Raw genomic sequence first — 19,625 nt, 5'->3', positions numbered from 1 at the left:
AGTTTTAGATTTAGAGAATAAACTAATGATGAAAATAATTTATAAAAAAATATAAATACAAGTAGTAGCATAACTCTTTATTAAATTAGCTTAATTTAAAATAATTATTGAATGTAAAATTATAAGCTTATTACAATAAAGTAAATTTATTGTTTAAAAAATAATTTAGATTTTAATCATCAAAAGGTTTAAAAAGGTATATAATGCCTTTTGCGATTTAAATGGAATTTATCTTAAAAATGGAGGTTTATCTTGAAAAATAATCTTAGCATTTCTCTTGCTTTATCAAGTATTTTATGTAGCTGTTTAGACGCTCAGGTCATGGATATAGGGACGAATTTTTATAGAGACTACCTTGATCTTGCGCAAAATAAAGGCATCTTTAAAGCCATAGATACACCACTGGAATTTACGCAAAGAAACGGCGCTAAATTTAGGTTTGATAAGATCCCAAACAACAACGCAAGAAATAATAAAGGTAACTTCACCTCCCTTGGGCGAAATTTTGTGGTGACAGCAAATCACACACTTCTTGCCTCAGCTGCTACAAATTTTAATGAAAATAGAGGCTGGTTTGGCAACACGCTCTATGAGTACGCGACAAATTCTACGCAAAAGCTTTATGGCGCAGACACAACGTATTTGCGAACTTCAAAATATATAGTTGAAGGGCAGATCGATCCTTTGGATGTGCCAAATTTGGAGATCTCTAGCCAAGATCAAGCAAAAGATGAGGCTAATGCAAAAAAGATAGAAGATCGTTTTAGAGATATAAAAAATAGCGGTGGAGCTAGCGGCGAGAACATCCTTGCATACGAGGCTGGCACAGGCTCACTTGCCCTTGAAAAGCCTAAAAGTGATACAGATGGTTTTGCTGAGGTGATGAGTGCTACTGAGTTTGAGAACCAAAATATAGTAAATAACGCACTTGGCGCAAGTGTAAATGAGATAGGAGTAGCGTATTCGGCAGTTTATAAGAGCCATTATTCAAGTGTAAGTAAGCCTGGGGTTTATCTATTTATGACTTCAAACAGGGGCTTTAGAAATAGGCTGTTGCCAGGAGATAGTGGCTCTGGGTTTTTTGTCTATGACACGGTAGCTCAAAAATGGGTCTTAGTAGGTGTTTTAACCGGAGTTGAGGACAATAAAAACTACGCTTCTATCGTTACTGCAAGAGACTTTAACGACTATAAAAAAGAGTATGAAAATTTAGTAAGTGGCGTAAATGTCCTAGGCAGCGCGCTAGTGCAAAATAAAGATAATATATTTAGCAGCGCAAATGGCTCAAATATCACGCTAAGCACTAACCTAGACTTAGGACATGGCGGCATCGTCGTAAATAGTGGCGACTTTACTCTAAATAGCACAAATGGTAGCAAGATAGCGAAATTTGCAGGTTTTGACATAGCTTGGGGCGCTAGTTTAAATTTAAACGTCACTTCAGACACAAGCGTGCATAAGCTAGGCAAAGGCAGCTTGATAGTAAGCTCAAGTGGCAACAAGCCACTAAGGCTAGGCGAGGGCGTGGTTGAGCTAAGAGCTTTAAACGCCTTTGATAAAATTTATCTAACAAGTGGCAGAGGGCTCTTAAGGCTTGGCGTGAATGAAAATTTAAATGACAAAATTTTCTTTGGCAATGGCGGCGGAGCGCTTGATATAAATGGCTTTGATCAGACTTTTAACAACATATCAGCCAACTCAAGCGATGCGAAGATAACAAATGAAAACTCACAAAGGGCGACGCTCACTATAAACGGCGAGAGTGGCAAAGATACGATATTTCACGCAAGCATCGATAAAAATATAGAGCTAAGACATAGCGGGCAGGGTAAGGAGCTTGTTTTTGACGGAGGATTTGACATTGATGGTGTTTTGGGCCTAGAAAATGCCAAGGTTACGCTCCAAGGACATCCAAAGACGCATGCCGTTGGCGATGCTAGTGTTTTAACTAGCGTAGCAAAGGACAAGATAGCTGCAGCTGGTCTAAGCGAGCCAGCCTATATGGATCTAACTCGCCCATCCACACTCTCTCAGCCTGACTGGGACGAGAGAAAATTTAGTGCAAAAGATGGCATAAAGCTTAAATCATCAGAGCTTACCATAGGCAAAGATGCTAAGCTAAATGGCGACATCACAGCTAAAAACTCGGTCATAAATTTAAGCGGCGAGCTAACTCACTATATCGATAAATTTGATGGCTCAAATACCTATGATGATGGTTTAAAGTATCGCCAGGATATCGAGAGTAAAAATTTACTTGTTAAAGACGTTAAATTTGACAATAAAATCGTCATGGATAGCGATAGTCTGCTAAGAGTAGGAGGCGGTACAACTAAGCTAAAAGAGCTAGTTATAAACGGCAAAGATACGCCTTTAGCTAAAGATGTGCTCTTAGGGGATGGTAAATTTGAGGTAGAAAATTTAGAGGTTAGTGGCGCGCAAAAGCTTGGCTTTGAGCCTGATAGTGTCGTAAAAAAGAGCCTAAAGATAAAGAGCTTTGGCAGTGAAAATGAGCCGGTATTTGACTTTAAAAAGGTCCTAACCCTTGGCGCTGGGATGAAATTTGATGTTGATTTTACAGCAGCACTTAAGGGCGGTATGGCGCTTGATAAAACATATACTTTAGTAAGCGCACAAAGCATCATAAATGAGGGCGCTATCTTTAACAACGAGCAAAAACTTGGGGATTTGTTTATGACCTATGCCATAAATGGTGGCAATATAGTGATGAAGCTAAGTGACAAAAAGGGAGAAAATCCAGCCGTTTCGCCAAATATAGTACAAGAGAGGGTTTCTAAATTTAGCCAAAGAGAAAATAAAATCCTAAGCATGCTAAAAGGCACGCCTGAATTTGTGCAAGCAATCTCAAGCGGTGACGATGAGGCGCTAAGAAAACTAGCACAAAAAGCAGATAAAGATATGAAAGAAATTTCTACTTCAGCTCTTAAAGTGAGTATAAAAGCCTTGCAAAACAGCAACGAGCTGATGAACTCTAGGCTATTTCAGGTCACGCAGCTAAGAGCAAAGGCTGATATCTCGGAGTTTAAGCTAGCTGGACTTGAAAGTGACATCATGCCAAGTGCGAAGATGGCTTACGAAGCAGCAGAAGCTAGCAGGGAGAGAAACAACTTCTGGGCAAATGTAAATGGTGCTTATTTTAAAGATAAAATAAGCGATGGCGACCTTAAATTTTATGGTACAAATATCGGCTATGATAGAGGTTATGACGAGTTTATCTTAGGTGTAAGCGCTGGAGTAAGCAAGGCTAAATTTAGCTCAGACATATTAAAAGATGATGCTAAAATTTATAGTTTTGGTGCGTATGGGCTTTTTGAAAGAGGACCTCATGAGATACAAAGCAATCTAAATTTTGCCTTTATAAACTCAAAACGCAGCCTAAATGAGGCGCAAAAAGCTAGTGTAAAAGGCAGAGGCGTCCTCTCAAGCAACTACTATAAATATAAAATTTCACTCTCTAACAGTGGCGAGTATGAGCAAAGCATAAAGCCTCTACTCGCACTAGAGCTTGGCACTAATGGCATTGATGGATTTAAAAATGACCGATATGATCAAAAGAGCATCAATGACTTTAATGTGGCTGTAGCAGCGGGAGTAGAATACGCTTTAAACAGCGATAAAAACGCATTTAGCGTGCAATTTTTAGTAAAACAAAGTGTATATAACTCAGAAGATAAGTCTTATGTTTCGCTTAATAATTCAAATGAGTATGTTGATTACAAACTCGATAATAATAAGCTAAGCTACAAGCTCACTTTAAACTCAGACACCAAGCTTAGCGAAAATTTAGTTCTCTCTTCTCAGCTAAGTGGTATGCTTGATAATGATAAAAATTACGGTATAAGTGGTGGTTTAAAGATCGAGTATAAATTTTAAATTTATGTCAAAGTGGATTTAAATTTCACTTTGATGTTGGTAGAGACAGTTAAATTTAACTAAGTTTGAAATCTAATAAAAATGGTGAAATTTAAAGTTTGAAAGTAGGTGGTGGGTTCACCAGGACTCGAACCTGGGACCATCCGGTTATGAGCCGGATGCTCTAACCAACTGAGCTATGAACCCACAGTTGAAAGAAAATCGTATTATACAAGAAAAAGCTTATCTAAATATAAAAAATAGCCTTTTTAATATGGTGTATAAAAACGAGCAAATTTAAAAGAGAAAAGCCCTAAAATAGGGCTTATAAATTATTTATAATTTTTAATAGCAGCGTCTAAAATCTCTTTTGCAGCGTTTGCATCTTTAAATTCTTTCACTTTAACCCATTTGTTTGGCTCGAGAATTTTATAAGTTTCAAAGAAATTTTTGATCTTATTTAGTGTCGCCGCTGGCAAGTCTTCGTAGCTTTTTATCGCCTCATATCTTGGATCGATCTTTGTAACTGGCACAGCTAAAAGCTTCTCATCCATACCCGCCTCATCTTCCATCACCAAAACGCCTATCAAACGGCAAGGGATGACGCTACCAGCTTGGAGCGGATACTCGTTTAACACCAAGATATCAGCTGGATCGCCGTCAGCTGCAAGTGTGTTTGGCACAAAGCCGTAGTTTGCTGGGTAGAACATCGCTGAGTAGAGCACACGATCAACTACGACTGCGCCGCTATCTTTGTCGATCTCGTATTTGATATTTGAGCCATAAGGTATTTCGATTACGGCATTGATTTTGTCTGGGTTTGAGCCAAATTTGATCTTTGAAACGTCCATATATTCGTCCTTTGTGTTAGAAATTTTCGTGATTTTAGTATTTTTTGCATTAAATATGCGTAAATTTAACTACTTTATAGCCTCTACGCTATCTACATCGATCTTCGTTTTTGTAAGGTCTTTATCCACTTCGCCTTTTATCCTTAAAGGTGTATCTTCGTTAGCTGTTACATTACCCCATTTTTTGTCGTCTATCTCAACAACGATGACATCGCCATTTTTATCAACAAATTCATATTTGTCTGATTTGATGTGTGACTTTATCTTGCCCTCAAGTACGACTTTGGCGTCGTCATTTAGCTTTAATGCCTCTTTTACGCTTATAGCATTTTCGCTTGAGTGTTTTGATGCAAAGCCTCCAGCCATTGCGATGCTAGCAGCTAGTGAAGCGATGATGATTTTTTCATTTTTATCCTTATGGGTTGTTTTTGAAATTTCAAAGGATATTACATTTTTGGTGTTAATAAACGGTAAGTTTTAAAACCTTGCACCTTTTGATGCAAGGTCTGTAAATTTATATAAGTTTAGCTAGTAAATTTTTGATATCAGCTACGATCTCGTCGATGCCGCGTTCGCCATTTATCACGTGAAGTAGCTCTTTTTCGCTGTAAAATTTGCGGATAGGCTTGATCGGATCAAGATATACTTTCATGCGATTGTTAAAGACTTCGTTGTTGTCATCAGCGCCTCTTGCACGGCCAAGCACTCTAGCTCTTGCTACATCTTCGCTAACATCTACTTCGATGACACCTTTTAGAGAAATTTCATCTTGCTCGCTTAAGACTTTGTCAAGCTCAGTCATTTGCTCAACGCTTCTTGGGTAGCCATCGATTATGATGTTTGATTTATTTGAGCTTTTGATGGCAGAGACGATCGCATTTACGACAACGTCAAGTGGGACTAAATTTCCTTTTGAGATAAAGCCATCTATCAGTTTGCCAAGCTCGCTACCGCTAGCTACTTCAGCTCTTAAAAGATCGCCAGTTGAAAAGTGTGCAAATTTCTCATCATGCTGTGCGATGATCGATGCGTCTGTTGTTTTGCCGCTGCCTGGAGCGCCTATGATTAAAAATAAATTCTTCATTTTTTCCCTTTTATTGCCTTTGTCTTTTGAGCGCTTTTTGCGGAGCTAGTAAAATTTAGCTTGATGAACTAAGTGTTCTATCTGCGCTAAATTTTTACGTCGCAACCACAAAAATCATCTCAAAATACTTAGGCAAGTTTTGATTTAATTAGCCGCCAAGTTGGAGGCATCTTTTTATAAATTTAAATTTAGGATAGAATTTTGTCTAAGAAAAATATTTAAAGACAAAATTCCATCTCTTTTTAAAGGCAAATTTTAAGCCTTTTGCTCTTTTTCTCTTATCCTTAGCCCTAGCTCCCTAAGCTGTTCGTTGCTAGCGTAGCTTGGAGCCTTTGTTAGTGGGCACTGAGCGCGCTGCGTTTTAGGGAAGGCTATGACGTCGCGGATCGAGCTTGCTTTATTTACAAGCATATTTAGTCTGTCAAAGCCGATCGCGATACCGCCATGTGGAGGTGCACCAAATGTCAAAGCATCAAGCAAGAAGCCAAATTTCTCACGCTGCTCCTCTTCGTCTATGCCAAGAAGCTTAAAGACTTTTTGTTGGATATCATTTTTGTGAATTCTTATACTTCCGCCACCAAGCTCAAAGCCGTTTAGTACGACGTCATGAGCGATAGAGAGGATATCTTCAAGATCAGGCTCATCTATATTTTTTGGCATTGTAAATGGATGGTGCATCGCAGAGTAGCTGCCATCGTCATTTTGTTCAAACATTGGGAAGTCAAGCACCCATAAGAACTCAAGTCTATCTTGATCGATGATGCCCATTTGCTCTGCTAGGAAAATTCTAAATCTTCCCATATAATCAAGCACGATCTTTTTCTTGCCAGCGCCGAAAAATACGACGTCACCAACCTTTAACTCACATCTTGCGACGATCTCATCAAGATCGCTTTGCTCGAAAAATTTGCAAAGTGGGCCTTTTAAGCCATCTTCTTTCATCTGGAAGTAGCCAAGACCTTGCGCGCCAAATTTACGGACGAATTCCTCAAACCTATTCATTTCGCGCTTACTAAAGATATTGTCGCCATTTGGCACTTTTAGCGCTTTTATGCGGTTTTTCTTCTTATCTTTTGCGATAGAGCTAAAAATTTCATTGCTTGAGCGCTCAAAAATATCGATCACATCGATCATTTTTAGATCATATCTAAGATCAGGCTTGTCTGAGCCGTAAGTCTCGGTCGCCTCTTTGTAGCTCATGCGTCTAAATGGCGTTTTGATATCGTGTCCGCAGGCTTTAAAGATATCTTTTAGCATCGTCTCAGCCATGTTTATGATATCTTCTTGCTCAACAAAGCTCATTTCGATATCTATTTGAGTAAATTCTGGTTGGCGATCAGCTCTTAAGTCCTCGTCGCGGAAGCATTTTGCGATCTGAAAATACTTATCAAAGCCAGAACACATCAAAAGTTGTTTAAATAGCTGTGGGCTTTGTGGGAGCGCGTAAAACTGACCCGGATATACACGGCTTGGCACTAGGTAGTCTCTAGCGCCTTCTGGAGTTGCGCGTGTTAAAACTGGAGTTTCAAACTCGATAAAGCCCATTTTATCTAGGCTGTTTCTAGCTGCGATCGCCGCGCGAGAGCGCATTTTAAAGATATTTTGCAAGCGCTCACTTCTAAGGTCTAAAAAGCGGTATTTTAGTCTGATATCCTCATTTACGCTCTCATCGCCTATCATAAATGGTAGTGGCTCGCTTGGATTTTCGATGATGAGCTCGCTTACTATCACCTCTATCTCGCCAGTTTTTAGCTTTGGATTGGTTAATCCTTCGCCTCTAGCTCTTACTTTACCTTTTGCTTTTAAGACATATTCATCTCTTACTTTTGCAGCCACGTCGTGTGCTTCTTTGCTGTCAGCAGGGTCACAAACTAATTGTATAAGCCCGCTAACGTCTCTTAAATCGATGAAAACAACTCCACCGTGGTCTCTATATGTGTTTGCCCAGCCACAAAGTATTACTTCTTTGCCGATATCAGCTTTGCTAAGATCGGTGCAATAATGACTTCGCATAAAATGCTCCTTTGCAATGTTTTTTAGGCAATTATAATCGCTTTTTTCTTTTGAAAAGCTTTGTTAAAATAAAATATGTTACAATCATTTCTATGAAAAATGAACAAAAATTTAATACCACAAGCGCCAAAAAAGTGGGACTTGTCGCGAAAGATTACCCATTATTTAAGCAGGATTTAGCAAAGCTGGAAAAAATTTTAAAAAAGTATAACGCAGAAATTTTGCTTGAAAAAAACTGTGCAAAACAGGTAGAAAAAAGCGGTTTTGAGCTAATAAAGCTAGCCAAAGAGTGCGAATTTCTTATCACGCTTGGCGGTGACGGCACGATCATTTCAACTTGCAGAAAGCTAGCTCACATCTCGCCGCTAATACTTGGCATACACGCTGGCAGGCTAGGCTTTTTGACAGATATCACGATAAATGAGAGTGAGAAGTTTTTTAAAGACTTTTTTGATGATAAATTTGAGGTAGAAACGCCTTTTATGCTTGATGTCACACTTCATAAAAATGATGGCAAAACCGAGCAAAAGATAGCATTCAACGATGCAGTCATCGTTAGTAAAAATGGCGGCTCGATGACGCATATCGAGGCACTTTTAAATGAAAAGTATTTTAACTCATATTTTGGTGACGGCGTCATAGTGGCAACTCCTGCTGGCACTACGGCATATAACATGAGTGCAAATGGCCCGATTATATATCCGCTAAGCGAGGTCTTTGCGCTAACTCCGATCTGCTCGCACTCGCTCACGCAGCGTCCAGTCGTGCTTACCAAAAATCACACGGTTAAATTTAGAACAAAAAGCGACGCCATTTTAGTAATAGACGGCCAAGACCGCTTTGATATGAGTAAAATTTCAGCCGTCAGCATGAGTCTGAGCGAGAAAAAAGCTAGGCTGATACGCCACATTGGCAGGGATTATTTTCAAATTTTAAAAGAGAAACTTCACTGGGGTTATAATGATTGATCGAATTTTGATTAAGGATTATTTAAATTTTAAAAATGTCGAGCTAAATTTCAAAGAGGGTCTTAGCGTATTTACGGGCGTTAGTGGCGCTGGCAAGTCGGTGCTGATGAGCGCTATAATGGCTGTTTTTGGGCTAAAAGATAGCGAGGCAAGGCTAATAGAAGCTGACGTTGAGCATAAATTTGAGCTTGATGAGTTTGGCATAGAAAACGAAGAGGTCAATATTTTTAAGCTTTTAAAAGATAAGAGCACGAGGTATTTTATAAACCAACAAGCCATCTCAAAGAGAAATTTAGCCCAAGTGGCGCGCGAGCACATCAAATATCTCTCGGCAAAAGAGGCAAATGAATTTGAAAATGAGAAATTTCTAAATTTGCTTGACAGGCTTGAAATTTCAAAAAATGAGAAATTTAAAGAGATAAAGCAGGAATTTGAAGAGGTATTTTTAGAATTTTCTAAAATTTCAAAAGAGCTAGCCACTATAAAAGAGGAAGAGAAAAAGGTCGAGGAGCTAAAGGAGCTTGCTAGCTTTGAGATCGAAAAGATAAGAAGCGTCGGGCCTAAAAAAGGCGAGTTTGAAGAGCTTATGGAGACCAAAAAGAGGCTTAGTAAAAAAGATAAGATAAATGAGGCGTGGGCTAGAGCTGAGCGGATATTTGAGCTAGAGCACAGCGTAAATGAGGCGCTAAGTATCAGCGACCTTGACAACGGCTTTTTTGAAGATGCGATGAACGAGCTAAGGGTCGCAAGAGATAGCCTAAATATGGAGGAGCTTGACGATATCGACGTGGAGAGCGTGCTTGATAGGATAGAAGCTCTTAATGCCATCATCAGGCGCTATGGCAGCGAGGAGGAGGCGTTAGAAGCGCTTGCTAAAAAAGAAAAAGAGCTTGCCAGATATGAAAATTTAAGTTTTGAAAAGAGCGAGCTTGAGAAGAAATTTGAAATTTTAAGCAAAAAGGCAAATGAGCTAGCCAGCACTTTAAGCAAGGCAAGGAGCGTAAATTTAAAAGAGCTTGAGGCGATGATAAATTTATACTTAAAAGAGCTTTATATGCCAGATATCACCCTGAGTATTGAGGCTAAAAAGCTTGATATCTTGGGGATTGATGAGGTTTGTTTAAATTTAAACGAGACCTCGCTTAAAAATTTAAGCTCAGGCGAGCTAAACCGCTTAAGGCTGGCCTTCATAGCTGCCTCTAGTGAGATCACAAAAACTGGTGGAGACGTCATCATTTTAGACGAAATAGACGCAAATTTAAGTGGAAAAGAGGCGATGAGTATTGCAAATGTCTTGCTTAAGCTTGCAAATTTTTATCAAATTTTTGCCATTTCTCACCAGCCGCAGCTTAGCTCAAAGGCAAATTCGCACTTTTTAGTAGAGCGCGACGGCGAGAGCTCAGTCGTAAGAGAGCTTGACAAAGATGAGCGAGTAAATGAGCTTGCGCGTATGATAAGCGGCGAGCATATCAGCGAAGAGGCGATAAATTTTGCAAAAGGACTTTTAAAATAGCTTGAAATTTAAGTTTTAAATTTAAGCTTTGTGATTAGGTTTATTTGTTAAAATCCGAGCTAGTTTAATAAAAAATCACAGGAATAATATGGAAAGAATTCTAGTAGTTGATGATAATAAGGCACTTGCTAAGCTAATCGTCATGCAGATGGAAAAGAGCATTGAGGATATGGCGATCGACGTTGCGTATGATTTTGCCGAAGCCAAGATGCTTATTAGTGAGCACGGCAAAGATTATTTTATGACTATCTTGGATCTAAATTTGCCCGACGCACCAAATGGTGAGATCGTTGATTACGTCCTTGCCCAGGGGCTTTGTGCTATCGTTTTAACTGGTAGCATTGATGATAAGACTAAAGAATTTTTTATAAACAAAGACATAGTTGATTACGTCTATAAAGGCAACATGGATGATATCAACTACATCTTTCAAATGATAAATAGACTAAGTAAAAATAGACAATACAAAGTCCTTGTCGTTGAGGACTCGCTGCCTTTTAGAAATATGATAAAAAAAATCTTAACTAGCCTTCAGTTTAAGGTATTAGCCGCTGCTCACGGCGAAGAGGCGATGAGCTATTTTGCTGATAATACTGATATAAATTTAATCATAACTGACTATAGAATGCCTGTTAAAGATGGTTTAGAAGTCTTAAAAGAGGTGAGAAAAGAGAAAGATAAAAACCACCTTGGCGTGATCGTGATGACATCTCCTAGCGAAAAAACAGATGCTGCGATATTTTTGAAAAATGGAGCTAGTGACTTTATAGCAAAGCCATTTTCTAAAGAAGAGCTTATTTGTCGTATAAATAACACCATCGAGGCGATGGAGAATATAAATAAGATAGCAAATTTCGCTAACCGTGACTTTTTAACTGGCGCTTACAATAGAAGATATTTCTACCAAGATATAGAAGAGTATGTTCAAACAGCTGAAGAGCTTGATGAACCTTATGCGTTTGCTATGCTCGATATTGATCATTTTAAAAAGATAAACGATACATACGGGCATGATGGTGGCGATAAGATACTAAAATCACTCGCAAAAATACTAACTGACAACACAAAAGGAAGCGATGTGGTCGCTAGGTTTGGCGGCGAGGAGTTTTGTGTCGTTCTTAAAAAGATAGCAAGAGAAGAAGCGATTAAATTCTTTGTAAATTTAAGAGCAAAAGTGGCTGAAAATGAGGTAATGATAAAAGATAAGATCGTAAAAGTGACCGTCTCTATCGGCATATCTTTTGGAAAAGGCCACTGCGAGATAGATGATATGCTTGAAGCTTGTGACTCAGCGCTTTATGTCGCAAAAGAAAATGGTAGAAACAGGGTAGAAATAGCTTTATGATTATAGATACGCATTGCCATTTGGATAGTAAAGTTTATGATTTTGACCTAGAGCAAATTTTGTCTGAAGCTAGAAATTTAGGGCTAAAAGGCTTTATCATCCCTGGTGCTGATATTAATGATTTACCAAAAGCGGCTAAAATAGCGCACGAAAAAAATGATATTTTCTTTGCCGTTGGGGTTCATCCCTATGATAAAGAGAATTTTAATATAGAGACTTTAAAAGAATTTGCCAAAGACAAAAAGTGTGTGGCTATTGGCGAGTGTGGGCTTGATTATTTCCGCTTACCAAAAGATGAAGATGAAAAGCTAAGAGAAAAAGCTGAACAAAAACGTGTTTTTTTAGCTCAACTAGATTTGGCTGTTGAGTTAAACAAACCCGTTATCCTCCACATCAGAGAGGCTAATGAGGACTCTTTTAACATCTTAAAAGAGTATGCGCCAAGGCTTAAAGCTGGAGCGGTTTTGCATTGTTATAATGCTTCGCCACTTCTTTTGGAGCTTTGCAAATTTGGGAATTTTTACTTTGGCATAGGTGGCGTTTTGACTTTTAAAAATGCTAAGAATTTAGTTGAAATTCTGCCAAAAATTCCTTTTGATAGGGTATTGATAGAGACTGACGCCCCTTATCTCACGCCAGAACCAAATCGTGGCAAGAGAAATGAGCCGGCGTTTACGACATTTGTTGCTAATAAGATAGCTGAAATTTTAAACCTTGAATTTGAAGTAGTTTGTAAAGCGACTTCAGATAATGCCAAAAGGTTATTTAAGTGCTTTGCCTAAAATTTGGGCATTGCACTTGCTTAAGATGCTAGCATCATTAAGCTTTGACACGAAAAAGGATAGAAATGAAAGCAATGCTTAAGATATTTTTATTATTTGCATGTAGCACTTTGCTACTAGCAAACGCCCCTGAGAAGAGCTCTTACGACACTCAGGTTAAAATTTTAAAAGAGCTAGACATCGATGCTAGCTTTATGAAAACTTCTCACTATGCAAAGATGAGACAAGGCATACAAAACTCACAGGTAAGAACATTTACAGATGCCTTGAAAAATGGCTATATGTATATACCAATGATTAAAGAGCAGATCAAAAAATCAGGCGTACCTGAGTCGTTTTTCTACCTAGCGATGATAGAGTCAGGCTTTTCAAATCACACTGTCTCAAACGCTAAAGCTACTGGTATGTGGCAGTTTATGGAGCAAACGGCTAGGCTTCATGGTTTAAAAGTGGGTCAATATGTAGATGAGAGAAAAGATCCAGTTGAATCAACTGTTGCAGCTACAAACTATCTAAGATCACTGAAAAATCAATTTGGCAAGTGGTACTTGGCAGCAATGGCATATAACTGCGGCGATGGTGCGTTAAAAAAAGCTATACAAAAAGCTGGCACAGACGATCTTGTAACACTTCTTGATGCTGAGAAAAAATACCTCCCAGCTGAGACTAGAAATTTTATCATTAAAATTTTAAGAGCGGCATATATTGCAAAAGATGCGGACTTTTTGATATCTAAGGAGTCGTCTTTGCTAAATATAAATGGCGGATTAAGACTTACAAAAGTAAAAGTGCCAGGCGGTACAAATTTAGCTCAGATAGGCGACAGCATCGGCCTTAGCACAAAAAAGATGAAAAGTAACAATCCACATTTAAAATTTGTATTTACTCCTCCAACTTTAAAAGATTATTACGTTTATATCCCTGAAAATAAAAAACAGCTTTTCTCAGATAATTTCAGACCATTTAATGGCAAAAATAACTTCTATGCATACACAGTAAAAAAAGGCGAGACTTTGCTCTCTATCTCTAAAAAAACAGGTGTTAGCCACAGAGCGATCAAGGACTACAACGAGCTTAGCACAAATGCAGTAAGCTATAATCAAAAACTAATCATCCCTTTTTCTACTCAAAACAAATCTCACAACTATGTAGTTCAAACAGGCGATACGATCGCATCTTTATCAAAGAAATTTAATGTAAGCGAAAAAGATATAAAAGATGCAAATTCTTTGGCTAGTTCAAATTTAAATGTCGGAGCAAATATTGTCATACCGTAAGAGCCTAAATTTCTACTTAGGACTAAGTTTTACACTTCTAATCACTGGCTGTTCTTGGAGCGGGGCTCCATTTACTCCAAGTGGCCCAACTAATGTAAGAGGCAACAACTCTGCCTCAGTTCAAAAAGCAACAATGAGACCATACACGATAAACGGCAAAACCTACTATCCAACTGTCGTAAGTGTCGGCGACAAAGCTAGCGGAACGGCAAGCTGGTATGGTCCAAATTTTCACGGCAAAACGACCTCAAATGGCGAAGTTTATAATATGTACAATATGACTGCGGCGCATAAGACTTTGCCGATGAATACAATACTTAAAGTAACAAATTTAAGAAATCAAAAAAGTGTTATCGTGCGTGTAAATGATAGAGGACCTTTTGTAGCTGACAGGGTGCTTGACCTTTCAAAAGCAGCTGCGATGAAGCTTGATGTCATCGGCACTGGCACAGCTCCAGTTAGTATGGAGGTTATCGGCTTTAATGAAGATATTAACGCTGTTACAACCGCTAGCGCGCAACCAACAAAACCAACAAGCACTGGCATAAAAGTGCCAAATCCAGTCTCTCCAACAGCTCCGGTTGGCGGCATCGTGATCTCATCAGAGCAACGCGTTGTGGGCGGAGATTTTATGGTACAAATTGGCTCATTTAAAAACCTTGAAGGCGCAAATAGATACCAAAGAGAACACAAAAGCATAGATGGCTATAGATCAGTCGTTAAGACATTTACGATAGATGGCTCAACTATTTATAGAGTATTTTTAAATGGCTTTAGAAGCGAGGACGAGGCTAGGGATTACGCAAGAAGCGGTAAATTCCAAGGCGCATTTATAGTAAGAGGTTAGGGCGTGAGAGAGGATATTTTAGAACTAACTAGAAACACAAAAGAGACGCAAATCTCGATGAAACTTAAAATTTACGGCTCTGGAGTTGCAAATATAAGCACAGGAATAGGCTTTTTTGATCATATGCTTGAAGCTTTTACCAAGCACTCTTTGCTTGATCTTGAAATTTCATGTAAGGGCGACACGCATGTGGATTTTCACCACAGTGTCGAGGATGTAGGCATAGTTTTGGGACAGCTTTTAAAAGAGGCTTTGTATCCATTAAGCGGTGTTGAGAGATTTGGCGAGGCGAGCGTCGTTATGGATGAGGCGGCTGTTTTTTGCGCGCTAGATCTTAGTAATAGAGCCTACCTCGTATATGAAAATTTTAATGAAAATGCCAAGGTTGGCGAGTTTGACACTGAGCTTGTGGAAGAGTTTTTTAGAGCAGTTGCTATAAATTCAGCCATCACTCTTCATCTAAATCAAATTCGCGGTAAAAATACTCACCACATCATTGAAGCAACGTTTAAATCATTTGCCGTAGCACTCCGCAGAGCGCTTGCTAAAAATGCAAGGATCGGCACTCCAAGCACTAAGGGCGTTTTATGATAGAAATTATATTTTTAGACGTTGATGGGTGCCTCACTGATGGCAAGATCATCTACAATGCAAATGGCGAAGAACTTAAATTTTTTGATGTAAAAGATGGCTACGCGATAGAGAGCTGGCTAAAGCTTGGCAAGAAAGTGGCTATCATCACTGGCAGAAAGTCAGCTATCGTTGAGCGAAGGGCTGAGGATCTAAAGATAAATCACGTCTATCAAGGCGTTGGCGATAAATTTGAAGTAGCAAGCGAGATACTAAAATTTGAAGGGCTTAGCTTTAAAAACGCAGCGGCCATTGGCGATGACTATAACGACTATAAAATTTTAGACGCAGTTGCTTGGAGCTTTAAGCCAAAAGATGCCATTAAAGAGCTTGACGTAAAGACAAAGCTAAAGCACAAAGGCGGCAATGGCGCTGTTAGAGAGATGATTGAGATGATTATAAAATCAGAAAATTTATATGACGAGTGGTCTAAGCGTTGGTTGTAAAAATTTTCTACTTCGTCGTGGCTATTTTTAGTGCTGTGATGATATTTTTAGCGGCTCAAGACCCATATCTAGCAAACGTGCTAAAGGTTGATACCAAGATATCAAATATGCAGGTAAATGACGTGGTTGATTATGAGATAAACTCAACTAAGATAAGCGGAATTTACGAGGCTGACGAGCTAAATAGATATAATGATAGAGATGAATTCTTAGACTTTAAGGCAAAAATTTTAAGAGGAAATTTGAAGCACTTTCTAAGCTCAGACAAGGCGATCTCGCAAAATGATGAGATAATCTTTCAAAAAAATGCAAACTATGAAAACAACGATAGTTTGAAATTTAAAAGCGATGAAGTTATATATAACACAAAGACAAAAATAGTAAGATCAGAAGCAAATTTCACCATCACTAGAAATGGCGACAAAGCACTAGGCGATAGTGGAAGCTACGATCTTGGTAAAAAACAAACGCAGATAAAAGGGTTAAGGGCATGGGTAGAAGAAAAGCAGCGATTTTAGCGATGATTTTGGGCTTTACATTTTTAAATGCAGAGCAAGTTGAGATCACTTCAAATGATTTTTTCGCAGATGAAAATAAGCAAATCAGCGAATTTGTAGGCAATGTAAATATCAAAAAAGGTTCATACGATGAGCTAAAGGCAAACAAAGTCGTTGTGCATTTTGATAAAAAGCGCCAGCCAGTAAAATATGTAGCCACAGGCAACGCTAGAGCTAAAATTTTTATGAAAGATAAGCACTATGACGGCAAGGGCGACACGCTCACATACGAGCCTGCAAAGCAGACATACACAGTAACTGGCAACGGCTATTTGCACGAAGTTGAGACTGACAAAAATGTCTATGGCGACAAGATCGTAGTCAATCAAAAAGATGGTACATATAGCGTAAATAGCGACGAGAAAAAGCCGGTTAAATTTATCTTTCAAATCGAGGATAAAACCAAGTGATAAGAGCTCTTGGCGCTAAATTTATCACTTCAAGCCCAAGCATAAAAGAGGCTCCAAGCTTTGTGACAAGCGAGGTGGTCTTTTTGGGCAGGTCAAATGTGGGTAAAAGTAGCCTCATAAACGCACTTGTAAATCAAAAAAATTTAGCCAAAAGCTCGTCTACTCCTGGTAAAACGCAGCTTATAAATTTCTTTGAGGCTGAGTTTTGTGAGGAAAAAGAAGAGGGCGAAAAAGAGAAATTTAAGCTCATCTTGGTCGATCTACCAGGTTTTGGCTACGCAAAAGTGGCAAAGTCAAAACACGATGAGTGGCGTAAAAATTTAGATGAGTTTTTGAAATTTAGAAGTGACATCAGACTTTTTATACATCTAATCGACGCTAGGCACTTTGACCTAGACATCGACGTGAACGTGGATTCTTATCTAAAAAGCTTTTTAAGAGCTGATCAAAAAATCTTAAATTTATACACAAAAAGCGACAAGCTAAATCAAAGCCAAAAGAGTGCGATAATGAAATTTGACCCAAGCGGCATTTTGGTCTCAACACTCAGCAAAAGCGGCATCGACAAGGCACGGGAAGCTATCATAAACCACGCTCTTGGTAGGTAAAATGCAAACCATAAGCAGCTTGGACATTAAAATTTTTAAAGGCTTTTTGTGGGCCATTTTTTTGCTCTCTTACGAGATCGCAACTACGCAGTTTGGCTTCTTGCCGCCACTTATTGGCATTTTTTTTACATATATGATTTTGGAGTATTCAAGAAAGCAAAAGCACTATGATGAGTTTAAACCTTCGTGGTATTTTTCGCTCATTTTCTTGGTCTTTTCCGAGCAAATTCACGGCTTTTATCTCTTTTCAACGATCATTGCGTTTTTGCTATTTTACAACTTCGTGCTAGACTGGCTCTATACGACGATGAAGTGGCGAAACTGCTTGCTCATCATCTTTGTCGCCTCTGGCTACGTACTCACTTTTCTTGTAAATAATCTTTTTGCCTACGTCTTAAACGAGCCAAATTTGACTTTTAGCGCAGAGTATCTATTTTTTACAGCGCTTGAAAGTGTGCTTGCTATCGTGCTTTTTAGGGACAAAGTGCTATGAGGATGCGTATAGTTTTTGGCGTGATCGTGCTTTTTTGGATCATGCTTTTGGGGCGGATTTACCACCTAAGTGTAAATTCAAACACCTACTACAACGAGATCGCCGAGCAAAATGCGATCAAAACCATCTACATCCCGCCAGTTAGGGGCATCATCTTTGATGCGCACGACAAGCCTATGGCGGTCAATCGCCTCGGCTTTTCTATCTATGTAAGGCCGCACCTTAGCGCTAATAAAAAGGTGAAAATTTTAGATGATGAGCTAGCCTACATCGGCTCGCTATTTGGCGATCTAAATGTCACAAAGCTTAAAAATGAATATATCAAAAACGACTCAGCCTACAACCAAGACTTCATAAACGTGGTTGAATTTGTTGATTATGATAAATTTTTGCCATTTTTTGCGCCCCTTTCTCTGCGTGAAAATTTAGAGATAAGACCAGCTTCAAAGCGCCACTATCCATACAATGACCTAGCTTCTCATATCATCGGCTACGTCGGTAGAGCAAACCAAAAAGATATGGAAAATGACCCTTTAACAAAGCTTACAAACTACATCGGTAGAAGCGGGGTAGAGCGCTTTTATAACCCGATCTTGCAAGGGATTCAAGGTTTTAAAAAGATCAAGGTAAATGCACTAAATGAGGAGATCGAGCAGGTGAGCTATCAAGCGCCACAAAGCCAAAACATAAAGCTTGCCGTCGATCTTGAGCTGCAGCAGTTTGTCGCTGACGTCTTTGGCAAAGATGCAGGAAGCGTCATAGTTATGAGCCTAAAAGATGGCGCTATCATCGCTGCTGGAAGCTTTCCAGAGTATGATCTAAACCCATTTGTGCTTGGTATCAGCCAGGCTGAGTGGGAGGAGCTTGTAAAAAACGTCGATCACCCATTTACAAATAAGCTGATAAACGGCCTTTATCCGCCAGGATCTGTCGTAAAAATGGGTATGGCGCTTGCCTTTTTGGATAATGGCATGAGCAAATATGATAGCTTTTTTTGTAGTGGCTCGTATGAGCTTGGAGGGCGTAAATTTCGCTGCTGGAACTCGCATGGTCACGGCACGGTCAATATGAACACGGCCATTAGAGAGAGCTGTGATGACTATTTTTACAAGGGTAGCCAAAAGATAGGTATAGACGCCATTGTGCCGATACTTGAGCGCATGGGCTTTGGTAGGAAAACGGAGGTTGATTTGCCAAATGAATTTGTGGGAACACTGCCAAGTAGAGAGTGGAAGATGAGGAAGTATGGTAAGGCGTGGTTTCAAGGCGAGACGCTCATCACCTCTATAGGACAGGGAAATTTTCTAGTCACGCCTATGCAGGTGGCTAAATACACAGCTGGCCTTGCAACTGGGCTAAATGTGACTCCACATTTTTTAAAGAGCATAGATGGCAAGGATGTTGATTTTACGCCAACAGATGATGCTTTTACGCCGTTTGAGAAGTCACAGCTACCTGCCATTAGGCATGCGATGTATGAGGTTGCAAATCACCCAAGAGGTACGGCAAATAGGCACTTTGTGGGAAGTCTTGTAAAGGTTGCAGCAAAGACTGGAACAGCCCAGGTCGTTGGCATCTCGCAAACTGAAAAGAAACGTATGAAAGAGGAGGATATGGCGTATCTGCAAAGATCTCACGCGTGGATGACGACCTATGCGCCTTATGAGGATCCACAATACGTCATAACGATGGTTGTCGAACACGGCGGCCACGGTGGTAGCGCTGCTGGACCAAAAATTTCTCAAATTTATAACAAGCTAGTTGAAATGGGATATATAAAACTAGATAAAGTCCAGACTGAGAAAGATAAAAAATAATAAATCTTTTTTTGAAGGGTTAAAAATATAAATTTATCAAACAAAGAGAGATATTTTTAACTTACTAAAATTTATACGTACTTAAAAATTTTCAAATAGATTATTTAAAAC

18 protein-coding genes and 1 tRNA gene are annotated in these 19,625 nt (G+C 39.1%); 14 read left to right on the top strand and 5 right to left on the bottom strand.

The features are described from left to right. Positions 1-252 precede the first annotated feature (252 nt). Positions 253-3,894, top strand: a complete 3,642-nt coding sequence (locus tag G6W42_RS09835) for a S6 family peptidase (RefSeq protein ID WP_194173855.1) — start codon at positions 253-255, stop codon at positions 3,892-3,894. A 109-nt stretch (positions 3,895-4,003) separates the two neighbouring features. Here G6W42_RS09835 and G6W42_RS09830 read toward each other — a convergent pair. From G6W42_RS09830 to aspS, 5 genes are all read right to left on the bottom strand, one after another. Beyond that, a tRNA-Ile gene (locus tag G6W42_RS09830) sits at positions 4,004-4,080 on the bottom strand. 125 nt (positions 4,081-4,205) lie between these two features. Then, on the bottom strand, positions 4,206-4,724 hold the full coding sequence (ppa, locus tag G6W42_RS09825; protein ID WP_004317619.1) for an inorganic diphosphatase: 519 nt from the start codon (positions 4,722-4,724) through the stop codon (positions 4,206-4,208). Positions 4,725-4,793: 69 nt separating this feature from the next. After that, a complete protein-coding gene (locus G6W42_RS09820) occupies positions 4,794-5,117 on the bottom strand; it encodes a NirD/YgiW/YdeI family stress tolerance protein (protein ID WP_430640624.1) in 324 nt (107 codons plus the stop codon). A 121-nt stretch (positions 5,118-5,238) separates the two neighbouring features. Further along, complete coding sequence (locus G6W42_RS09815) at positions 5,239-5,808, bottom strand: adenylate kinase (RefSeq protein WP_149704664.1); 570 nt, start codon at positions 5,806-5,808, stop codon at positions 5,239-5,241. 255 nt (positions 5,809-6,063) lie between these two features. Beyond that, a complete protein-coding gene (aspS, locus tag G6W42_RS09810) occupies positions 6,064-7,821 on the bottom strand; it encodes an aspartate--tRNA ligase (RefSeq protein WP_194173853.1) in 1,758 nt (585 codons plus the stop codon). 92 nt (positions 7,822-7,913) lie between these two features. Here aspS and G6W42_RS09805 point away from each other — a divergent pair, with 92 nt between their 5' ends. The 13 genes from G6W42_RS09805 (at position 7,914) to mrdA (ending at position 19,514) form a co-directional block, all read left to right on the top strand. Then, positions 7,914-8,789, top strand: coding sequence for an NAD(+) kinase (locus G6W42_RS09805; RefSeq protein ID WP_194173852.1), 876 nt, complete (start codon positions 7,914-7,916; stop codon positions 8,787-8,789). Continuing rightward, complete coding sequence (locus tag G6W42_RS09800) at positions 8,782-10,302, top strand: AAA family ATPase (protein ID WP_194173851.1); 1,521 nt, start codon at positions 8,782-8,784, stop codon at positions 10,300-10,302. Before G6W42_RS09805 ends, G6W42_RS09800 begins: the two co-directional genes overlap by 8 nt. A gap of 88 nt (positions 10,303-10,390) precedes the next feature. Beyond that, a complete protein-coding gene (locus tag G6W42_RS09795; RefSeq protein WP_194173850.1) occupies positions 10,391-11,647 on the top strand; it encodes a GGDEF domain-containing response regulator in 1,257 nt (418 codons plus the stop codon). Beyond that, entirely contained in the window at positions 11,644-12,429 is a 786-nt protein-coding gene (locus G6W42_RS09790; RefSeq protein WP_194173849.1) for a TatD family hydrolase, read from the top strand. The genes G6W42_RS09795 and G6W42_RS09790 overlap by 4 nt, the downstream gene beginning before the upstream one ends. A gap of 65 nt (positions 12,430-12,494) precedes the next feature. Beyond that, positions 12,495-13,706, top strand: coding sequence for a lytic transglycosylase domain-containing protein (locus G6W42_RS09785; protein WP_194173848.1), 1,212 nt, complete (start codon positions 12,495-12,497; stop codon positions 13,704-13,706). After that, positions 13,693-14,553 carry a septal ring lytic transglycosylase RlpA family protein gene (locus G6W42_RS09780; RefSeq protein WP_009294185.1) on the top strand — a complete coding sequence of 287 codons (861 nt, stop codon included), beginning with the start codon at positions 13,693-13,695 and terminating at the stop codon, positions 14,551-14,553. The genes G6W42_RS09785 and G6W42_RS09780 overlap by 14 nt, the downstream gene beginning before the upstream one ends. Before the next feature lie 15 nt (positions 14,554-14,568). Then, on the top strand, positions 14,569-15,144 hold the full coding sequence (gene hisB / locus G6W42_RS09775; RefSeq protein WP_194173856.1) for an imidazoleglycerol-phosphate dehydratase HisB: 576 nt from the start codon (positions 14,569-14,571) through the stop codon (positions 15,142-15,144). Then, complete coding sequence (locus G6W42_RS09770; protein ID WP_004317467.1) at positions 15,141-15,629, top strand: KdsC family phosphatase; 489 nt, start codon at positions 15,141-15,143, stop codon at positions 15,627-15,629. Before hisB ends, G6W42_RS09770 begins: the two co-directional genes overlap by 4 nt. Continuing rightward, entirely contained in the window at positions 15,620-16,147 is a 528-nt protein-coding gene (lptC, locus tag G6W42_RS09765; RefSeq protein WP_194173847.1) for an LPS export ABC transporter periplasmic protein LptC, read from the top strand. Before G6W42_RS09770 ends, lptC begins: the two co-directional genes overlap by 10 nt. Then, positions 16,120-16,596 (top strand): lipopolysaccharide transport periplasmic protein LptA, encoded by a 477-nt coding sequence (gene lptA, locus G6W42_RS09760; RefSeq protein WP_004317502.1) that lies wholly within the window; start codon positions 16,120-16,122, stop codon positions 16,594-16,596. Before lptC ends, lptA begins: the two co-directional genes overlap by 28 nt. Beyond that, positions 16,593-17,204 carry a ribosome biogenesis GTP-binding protein YihA/YsxC gene (gene yihA, locus G6W42_RS09755; RefSeq protein ID WP_103573989.1) on the top strand — a complete coding sequence of 204 codons (612 nt, stop codon included), beginning with the start codon at positions 16,593-16,595 and terminating at the stop codon, positions 17,202-17,204. The genes lptA and yihA overlap by 4 nt, the downstream gene beginning before the upstream one ends. A 46-nt stretch (positions 17,205-17,250) precedes the next feature. Beyond that, positions 17,251-17,697 carry a hypothetical protein gene (locus G6W42_RS09750; protein ID WP_242042740.1) on the top strand — a complete coding sequence of 149 codons (447 nt, stop codon included), beginning with the start codon at positions 17,251-17,253 and terminating at the stop codon, positions 17,695-17,697. Next, positions 17,694-19,514 (top strand): penicillin-binding protein 2, encoded by a 1,821-nt coding sequence (gene mrdA / locus G6W42_RS09745; RefSeq protein ID WP_194173845.1) that lies wholly within the window; start codon positions 17,694-17,696, stop codon positions 19,512-19,514. Before G6W42_RS09750 ends, mrdA begins: the two co-directional genes overlap by 4 nt. The last annotated feature ends 111 nt before the right edge of the window (positions 19,515-19,625 follow it).

The sequence above is a fragment of the Campylobacter concisus genome (assembly GCF_015230015.1).
Classification (GTDB): domain Bacteria; phylum Campylobacterota; class Campylobacteria; order Campylobacterales; family Campylobacteraceae; genus Campylobacter_A; species Campylobacter_A concisus_AF.
The sequence above is the reverse complement of the archived record's forward strand: the minus strand, read 5'-3'. Positions and strand labels throughout refer to the sequence as shown.

Bases quoted from the DNA above. Each gene is read 5' to 3' on its own strand.
- ppa (WP_004317619.1), bottom strand. From the start codon at position 4,724: ATGGACGTTTCAAAGATCAAATTTGGCTCAAACCCAGACAAAATCAAT.
- G6W42_RS09815 (WP_149704664.1), bottom strand. From the start codon at position 5,808: ATGAAGAATTTATTTTTAATCATAGGCGCTCCAGGCAGCGGCAAAACA.
- aspS (WP_194173853.1), bottom strand. From the start codon at position 7,821: ATGCGAAGTCATTATTGCACCGATCTTAGCAAAGCTGATATCGGCAAA.
- G6W42_RS09805 (WP_194173852.1), top strand. From the start codon at position 7,914: ATGAAAAATGAACAAAAATTTAATACCACAAGCGCCAAAAAAGTGGGA.
- G6W42_RS09800 (WP_194173851.1), top strand. From the start codon at position 8,782: ATGATTGATCGAATTTTGATTAAGGATTATTTAAATTTTAAAAATGTC.
- G6W42_RS09795 (WP_194173850.1), top strand. From the start codon at position 10,391: ATGGAAAGAATTCTAGTAGTTGATGATAATAAGGCACTTGCTAAGCTA.
- G6W42_RS09790 (WP_194173849.1), top strand. From the start codon at position 11,644: ATGATTATAGATACGCATTGCCATTTGGATAGTAAAGTTTATGATTTT.
- G6W42_RS09785 (WP_194173848.1), top strand. From the start codon at position 12,495: ATGAAAGCAATGCTTAAGATATTTTTATTATTTGCATGTAGCACTTTG.
- G6W42_RS09770 (WP_004317467.1), top strand. From the start codon at position 15,141: ATGATAGAAATTATATTTTTAGACGTTGATGGGTGCCTCACTGATGGC.
- lptA (WP_004317502.1), top strand. From the start codon at position 16,120: ATGGGTAGAAGAAAAGCAGCGATTTTAGCGATGATTTTGGGCTTTACA.
- mrdA (WP_194173845.1), top strand. From the start codon at position 17,694: ATGAGGATGCGTATAGTTTTTGGCGTGATCGTGCTTTTTTGGATCATG.